The 7,308-nt window shown below is 64.0% G+C and carries 6 protein-coding genes; all 6 read left to right on the top strand.

Annotated features, from left to right (window positions below; all coding sequences use genetic code 11):
• Position 1 precedes the first annotated feature (1 nt).
• A complete protein-coding gene (locus tag BLW43_RS21995) occupies positions 2 to 304 on the top strand; it encodes an H-NS histone family protein (RefSeq protein WP_093256929.1) in 303 nt (100 codons plus the stop codon).
• Positions 305 to 473: 169 nt separating this feature from the next.
• Positions 474 to 716 (top strand): AbrB/MazE/SpoVT family DNA-binding domain-containing protein, encoded by a 243-nt coding sequence (locus tag BLW43_RS21990; RefSeq protein ID WP_093256927.1) that lies wholly within the window; start codon positions 474 to 476, stop codon positions 714 to 716.
• Positions 717 to 1,055: an endoribonuclease MazF gene (mazF, locus tag BLW43_RS21985; protein ID WP_093256924.1), complete on the top strand. Its 339-nt coding sequence runs from the start codon at positions 717 to 719 to the stop codon at positions 1,053 to 1,055.
• A 316-nt stretch (positions 1,056 to 1,371) separates the two neighbouring features.
• Positions 1,372 to 3,750 (top strand): arylsulfatase, encoded by a 2,379-nt coding sequence (locus BLW43_RS21980; protein ID WP_245731168.1) that lies wholly within the window; start codon positions 1,372 to 1,374, stop codon positions 3,748 to 3,750.
• A 480-nt stretch (positions 3,751 to 4,230) separates the two neighbouring features.
• Positions 4,231 to 5,853, top strand: coding sequence for a trypsin-like serine protease (locus BLW43_RS21975; protein WP_175479062.1), 1,623 nt, complete (start codon positions 4,231 to 4,233; stop codon positions 5,851 to 5,853).
• Between the two features lie 633 nt (positions 5,854 to 6,486).
• Complete coding sequence (locus BLW43_RS21970; RefSeq protein ID WP_093256919.1) at positions 6,487 to 7,011, top strand: DUF3291 domain-containing protein; 525 nt, start codon at positions 6,487 to 6,489, stop codon at positions 7,009 to 7,011.
• The last annotated feature ends 297 nt before the right edge of the window (positions 7,012 to 7,308 follow it).

The following is a 7,308-nucleotide window of genomic DNA, read 5'->3' as shown; positions in this document are numbered from 1 at the left end:
CCTGACCGCCCTCTCACACGCAGAACTCAAAAAGCTTGAGAAGGATGTTGGCAAGGCCATTGCGAATTTTGAGGAGCGGCAAAAGGCGGAGGCAAGGGCCGAAGCTGAGGCGGTCGCTAAGAAGTTCGGGTTCGTGCTTGGGGATCTGGTCGAGACCAGCGATTCCAAGAAAAAGACTGTCCCCGAGGCGAAGTATCGCCATCCGGAGAATCCTCTCGTGACTTGGAGCGGCCGTGGCCGCAAGCCGGGATGGATCTCCGAGGGCTTGGCAGCTGGAAAAAAGCTTGAGGACTTCGCAATCTGAGGGAGAAACAGGTTCGCTCTCTTTGAGCACCACTCCGAGGAGCGAAGTTCTCCCGGTTCCGGCCGGTCGCGGGGTGGAGGGCCAACAGCGAAATTCGGACGGTCGCGACGCTGCCGCTTGATCGACGACGGACAGAGCAGTATCTACCAAGTAGATACAGGAGACTGTCATGCACGCCGTGATCAAGAAGTGGGGGAATAGCGCCGCGGTTCGCGTTCCGACATCGATGATGTCCGAGCTAGGCCTTGGCGTTGACGATCCAATCGACATCCGCGTCGAGGGCGGCAGGATCGTGATTGAACCCGCAGCGCCGACTGCGCCGCGCCTTGAGGACCTGCTTGAAGGTTTGACGGCCGACAACCTCCACGAGGAAGCGGACTTCGGCGTCCCCGTCGGTCGCGAGGCTCTTTGAGTGGCGTCCTATGTGCCTGATGCTGGCGATATTGTCTGGCTAAGTTTCACGCCGCAGGCTGGGCGCGAGCAGGCAGGGCACCGGCCGGCGGTGGTGCTGAGTCCGGCGTCCTACAACGGTCGTGTGGGCCTGATGCTCTGCTGCCCGACGACGACCCGGATCAAGGGCTACCCCTTCGAGGTCGTTCTCGACGGAGAACCTCCGAGCGTCGCCCTGGCGGATCAGGTCCGTAGCCTCGACTGGAGGGCTCGGCGGGCAGAGCGGAAGGGCACCGTAAGCGCCAGGGCTTTGGCGGAGATCAGAGGCAAGGCCGCCGCCCTCCTCGGCATAAGGTCTTGATGAGTTCCGCGCTGCCAAGAGACGCCGACTGCTCGCTCCCGGAAACGGCAGCAGCTCAAGTCGCGGGGCGCCCTGCCAAGCGCGGTAGTCGGCCGTTCGCGCAGGCGGCTGGCGTGCGATCACCCTCGCCGACCGCCGCGCTGGAAAGGCGGCGGGTTAAGGCATGCGTGAGGCCTTGATGCAGCGCGCTGCATCGAGGAACCTGAGCGTCTAACCCGACACAACTCTTCAGGGTGGCCTAGTGATCGAATTCCACCCGATGGGCGGCCGGACACAGAACTCAAACGCCATCGCGAATGACACGGAGTAGACTGCCATGCAGCGGTTCTTTCTGGCCACGATGATGGCCACGCTTGGCGCGGTTGCGCACGGTCAGGAACAGGCGGTTCCCGATGACGGGTCGGTCCTGCCTTTCCCGTCGCCGCCGATGGCCGGGACGGCGGCGCAGCGTCTGCAGGACAGCGTGATGCAATGGCCTGACCGGCCGCAGCGCCTGCCCGAGGACGCGCCGAACATCCTGATCTTGCTGCTGGACGATGTCGGGTTCGGCGTCCCGTCGACCTTTGGCGGCGCCGTCGACACGCCGACGCTGGACGCTCTGGCGGCGGAGGGTGTTGCGTTCGCGCAGTTCCACACCACGGCGATCTGCTCGCCGACCCGCGCCTCGCTGCTGACCGGGCGCAACCATACCCGCGTCGGATCTGGCACCATCGCCGAGCGCGCCGTGGCGTTCGACGGCTACACCGGCGTCATCCCAAAAGAGGCGGCGACCGTCGCGGAGGTTCTGAAGCAATACGGCTACCATACGGCGGCGTTCGGCAAATGGCACAACACGCCCGCCGTTGAGACGACGTCGGTCGGGCCGAAGGATCGTTGGCCGACGGGCTACGGGTTCGAGTACTTCTACGGCTTCCTCGGCGGGGAAACCTCGCAGTGGGAGCCGCGGCTGACGCGAAACCTGGACGCGGTGGAGCCGCCGGTCGACGACCCGGCGTATCACCTAACCGAGGATCTGGTGGACGACGCCCTGCGCTGGCTCGACGACGCCCGCGCCTTCGACGCCAACCAGCCCTTCTTCATGTATTGGGCGCCGGGCGCCGTGCATGGGCCGCACCACATCTTTCCGGCGTGGGCCGACAAGTATGACGGGCGCTTCGACGACGGCTGGGACATCTACCGAGAAGAGACGTTCCGACGCCAACTGGACATTGGCGTCATCCCCGAGGGCACGTTGCTCACACCGCGCGACGAGACTCTGCAAGGCTGGGACGCCATCCCTGAGGAGCAACGGGACTTCCAGACCCGCGGCATGGAGCTTTTCGCAGGCTTCGTGGAGCATACCGACACTCAGGTCGGCCGGCTGATCGACGGCCTCCAAGATCGCGGTCTGCGCGAGAACACGCTCATTTTCTACATTTTCGGCGACAACGGCTCGTCGGCAGAGGGTCAGCGCGGTTCAATCAGCGAACTTCTGGCGCAAAACAGCATCCCGAACACCATCGAGCAACAACTCGCGGCGCTTGAACGGATCGGCGGGATTGAGGAGCTTGGCGGCCCGCGCACCGAGAACATGTATCACGCCGGCTGGGCCTGGGCGGGGTCGACGCCGTTCAAGGGCACCAAGCTGCTGGGCGCCTACTTCGGCGGCACGCGAAACCCGATGGTCGTGACCTGGCCTGACCGGATCAAACACGACGGCCGGATGCGCACCCAGTTTCACCATGTCGTGGACATCGCGCCGACGATCTATGAGCTGCTCGAAATCCCGCTGCCTGAGGTCGTAAACGGCTACCCTCAAATGCAGATGGATGGCGTCAGCCTCGCCTACGCCTTCGACGACGCCGACGCGGAACCTCAGAAGTCCGAGCAGTTTTTCGACAACAATGGCAGCCGTGGCATCTACGTCGACGGCTGGTTCGCCGGCACCTTCGGCCCCTTCACGCCATGGGACAGCGCCGGTTCCGCAGGCGGCATCGCCAACTGGGATTCCAACGATGACGTGTGGGAGCTCTACAACCTCACTGAGGACTTCAGTCAGGCCAACGATCTGGCCGCCGAAATGCCCGCCAAGCTGGCGGAACTGAAAGCGCGGTTTCTGGAGGTGGCGGAGGACAACAAGGTCTTCCCTATCGGCGCGGGCAACTGGCTGCGCATCCACCCCGCGGATCGCATCTCCTCCGCCTACGACAGCTGGACCTTCGGGCCGGAGACGAAGCGCATGCCGGAGTTCGCTGCGCCGGGCGTCGGTCGCCAGTCCACACGGGTCACCATCGACGCGGAGTTCGGCGAGGCGTCCAACGGCGTGCTCTATGCGCTTGGCGGCGCGGGCGGCGGCATGACGGTCTATGTTGAGGACGGCGTGCTAACCTACGAATACAATCTGTTCATCATCGAGAACACGAAGGTTCAGACCGCGGCCATTCCAGCGGGCCGCCACGAGATCGTCATCAGCACGTCGATAGCCGCCCCCGCCGGCGCCGCGGACGTCGTCATCACGATCAATGGCGAGCAGGCGGCGGCGGTTGAGGTGCCCCGCACCGCCCCCGCGGCGTTCTCCGCGACGGAGAGCTTCGACGTCGGCCGCGACCTCGGCTCGCCCGTCTCGCTGGTCTATGAGGAGGCTAGACCGTTCGAATTCGACGGAACCATCCATTCGGTGCAGGTTGCTCAGGGGGCCGCGCTCGATGACCTGTGATGCGGTGGCGACGTGTCCGAACAAGCCATGTCGCGCCCAGCTTGCATGTCAGAGCGGCCTAGTAAGCTGATGTCTCTCGTGGGCGATTTGCAATATGGCGACCCGGACGCCTCTGGCGAGGGTGTTGCCTCCCGGTTCCGGCCGGTCACAGATCGTCGGGCGGACCCCGGTGGACAGCCGTTCGCGCGAGCGGCAGGAACATCCTCAACAACGGCTCGTCACCGCCACCCGTGTCGTCCTGCATGTGCCGCAGGACATCCAGAGCGCTGGCGCGACGCGCTCGACCCAGTCCTGCTGCGAGAGGACGCGGCCGCCGCAGTTCTCCTTGACGCGCTGCTTGCCTATGAAGGGGACGGGTGCCACCTGCCCCAGGTCGCCGAGATCGAGGTGAGGGTTGCCTTCCTGAACCGCTTTACTGCCTCCGGCATACCAGTTGGGCGCAAAGTCACAAACCGCTTGCAAATCTTTGGAAGCTGCGCATTGTCTGACGCGGCAGCGTTAACAAAAATTCTCGGACACGTCTTGACGGCAGCAGACTTGGCGCAGCGAATTGCCGCGCGATCCAATGATTTCGACGGCCTCCTCGCCGCGTTCGCGACAGCGCGGATCGCGGACCTTGGTCTGTCGCCGGACGTTGTGGCGGCGCAGTTCACCGCTCGTCGCCCCGACGCGACTCGACCAGACGTGCCTGCATCGGTGCTGGCGGCCGCGCTGACTACCATCGCCATGCATGCGCCCGCGTCGCCGGCTCAAGAAGCGTTGCGCCGTGTAGTTGCGGCGGAGCACGAGGCGCTGGGCGCAAGCGGCGTCAACCGGTCCACGCTTGCGCTGATCGGCCTGCTGCTGCTTCTTGGCGGAGCAGAGTTCAGTTTCGGGCCGCTGAAACTAGAGGTTCCTGGCCTCATCGAGGTCGTCGCGAAGATCCCGGCGGAGGATATCGACGCGCTGTATGCGCTTCTGTCAAGCGACGCGCCGCCGGATGCGCCGTATGTTTCGCGTCCGGTGCTTCCCGCTCAGGGCGTGCCCATCGACGACGCTCGCGCCATCGCGCGAGAGATCGACGAGCGCTTCCGAAGTGGCGCGATCATGTTACCCGACCTGCCTTCGCGCAGCGCTGCCTATCCCAGTGTTGCCGCACCATGGCGTCCTGACAACGGTTCCACAACCATTGGGCGTTACTTTATCGGTGCGGGCGTCGTCTACGCATCGACGACCGACGGCAGGCGGTGTTTTTTGCCGTCGGTGACAGTCTTCCTGCCGCGACCGGGGGACAAGGTACCGCAGAGGGTGCTGCTGAACCTCAATCCGCTGAAGCAGGCGCTGCTCCGATCGGCCCGCATCCATGTCGAGTTGGGCGGCGTCGTACATGGGCTCGGCACCTCTCAAGCACGGGGGCACTTCCCGCGTCTCCCCGTAGGATGCTCGGTTGAGCACCCCTCCGGCCTCCTCGGCTCAGTCACCTGCTTCGCCCGACTCACGGATGGCAGGCATGTCCTCGTCACCTCAGGCCACGTCGCTAGCGACTTCGGAAGGACTGGCGCTGGGACTGAATTAAGGCGCGAGGACCAGGCACGGCGACAGACTGGCTTCGCAACGGTGGTGGAGGCGGTCATGCCGAAGCCGGGCATAGGCGTCGGCGCGCTGGACTGCGATGCGGCGCTCGCCATGCTTCATTCCGACACGCGTCACGACGAGAACTATCTGGTGGGCGGCAAGCAACGGATCGATACGATAGGCAGCGTCGATCCAGAGAACATGCTCGTCGGCCGCGTGGTCGTGATGCGGCACGGCTGTGGCTCCAGGCCCGCGACTGGCTATGTTTCTTCGTTAGATCAGACTGCTTTCTTCGCTGGCCCGAACGGTCAGGTCTACGAGATCGCCGATCAGATGCAGATCAAGACCGAGCCTAAGGCACCTGCCTTCGCCGTGGCGGGCGACAGCGGCGGTCCAGTAATGCTAAGCTCGTCTGGTGACCGCGTCGTGCTGGTGGGGCAAGTGGTTTGCGGCAACGCGCGCGGCGGCCTCGACGGAGCCACCTTCGTGACACCGGCGTTGGTGTTGGAGAGGCGATTTGGATTGAAACTCGTGGGAGCGTCGCGATGACCGACTATGCGACGGCAAGGGCGTCCCGGGCCTTGGTGCGTGAGAGGTTTGAAGCGTTGATGGGCGCGCCGGTCGCGACGGGCGTGCGGCCCAACCCTCGTGGGGATGGCTGGGCAGTGACTGTTAATCTGACGGATAGCCCGCCGCGCCAAACCCATCTACCGGACATGGTGGACGGAGTCCCGGTCGTGGTCGAGGTAATCGGGCGTGTGGACGCCTTGTCAAATCCGCGGAAGAAGCGCCGTTGAGATACCGTGTGTCGCGACAGCGTAAGTCGTAGCAGCGAACCGGTGCGTTGACACGCATGCTTACTCTACCGGCGTTGGACGAGGGTGGCGGCGAAGGATGGGATCACTAAGCGAAGGACGGTGAACTCTTCTCCCGGTTCCGGCCAGTCGGGGGGCCAGGGGGAACGCCTTGGGGACGGCCATTCGCAGGACAGGCCGGAACCCGCTCAACAGCCGCCACTCGACGGGGCAGCCGGCAGCGCTCGGTGCGCGCCACTGTTCAGACTTGGGAGCGTACGAAGCGGTCGTTCAAGGCGAGTTCAGCGGGGGGCGGGATCGAACCCCTTCAGGCCGACGGTCCGATCTGCTACCGTCGCAACGATTTCGAACCGTCTCAGGAGATCTGATGCCACTGGCGCTCTATACATTCGGCATGTTCACGGTGCCGGCGGATAGTGCAGCGAATGATGGTTTTCGGGAGTTGAACGACCCGATCTTTGAGATGGTTGATCAGTCCAAAGGCCTCATTGCGAGATCTGGCTATGCGTCTGATCCGGGTCCAAATTCTTGGGGCCCGGAAGTTTATCCCCGTTTTTATCGCGAAACTGGAGATGGCTGGTCGCCTGCTACGCTTTCGCTTTGGACGGATATGGAAGCCTTGTTTTCATTTACCTATTTTGGTCTGCACGCCGTCGCGCTGAAGCGCGGTCGGGAGTGGTTTCAACAGCCGCGATGGCCGCCCCTCGTAATGTGGTGGCATTCCGATCCGGGCTATCCTACTTGGGCTGAGGGTGTCTTGCGGCACGAACATCTACACGATCATGGCGCCTCGCCAACGGCTTTCGATTTTAAGCAGCCGTATGACGAGACAGGGAAATCAACCAAGCTGGATAAGTCGCGGCTCAACAAAATTCGCGCGGCCGGAATCTGATCGAAGAGCAAGGGCAGCTTCGTCCGCGCTGCCATCCTCCGGGCGATCGAGCGCGACCATCCGCCTTCCGCGCATCTTGTCGTCGAGTGCCACGCGCGTCGCCGTGGGAGGCGCAGCATGACTGGCGCTGGCGTCCGGCTGCCGACCGCAGCTGCAGCCGTTCGCGCCGCGGCGTTCTGCTCGGCCATCGCGGCAGAGCTGTCTCCCGATTTCGGCCGATCGGAGCGCGGATCATGGGGGTTGGTATCCGGCCGGTTGGCAAAGCGTCGGTGACGGCCGTCATTTCAATCTTTCGAT

Origin of the sequence: Rubrimonas cliftonensis (assembly GCF_900107585.1) — a bacterium.
In the GTDB taxonomy this organism is placed as follows: domain Bacteria; phylum Pseudomonadota; class Alphaproteobacteria; order Rhodobacterales; family Rhodobacteraceae; genus Rubrimonas; species Rubrimonas cliftonensis.
Note: the sequence above shows the minus strand (reverse complement) of the source record. Positions and strands in the feature narration are given on the sequence as shown.

Coding starts and splice junctions, on each gene's coding strand:
- BLW43_RS21970 (WP_093256919.1), top strand. CDS start 6,487: ATGCCACTGGCGCTCTATACATTCGGCATGTTCACGGTGCCGGCGGAT.
- BLW43_RS21980 (WP_245731168.1), top strand. CDS start 1,372: ATGCAGCGGTTCTTTCTGGCCACGATGATGGCCACGCTTGGCGCGGTT.
- BLW43_RS21990 (WP_093256927.1), top strand. CDS start 474: ATGCACGCCGTGATCAAGAAGTGGGGGAATAGCGCCGCGGTTCGCGTT.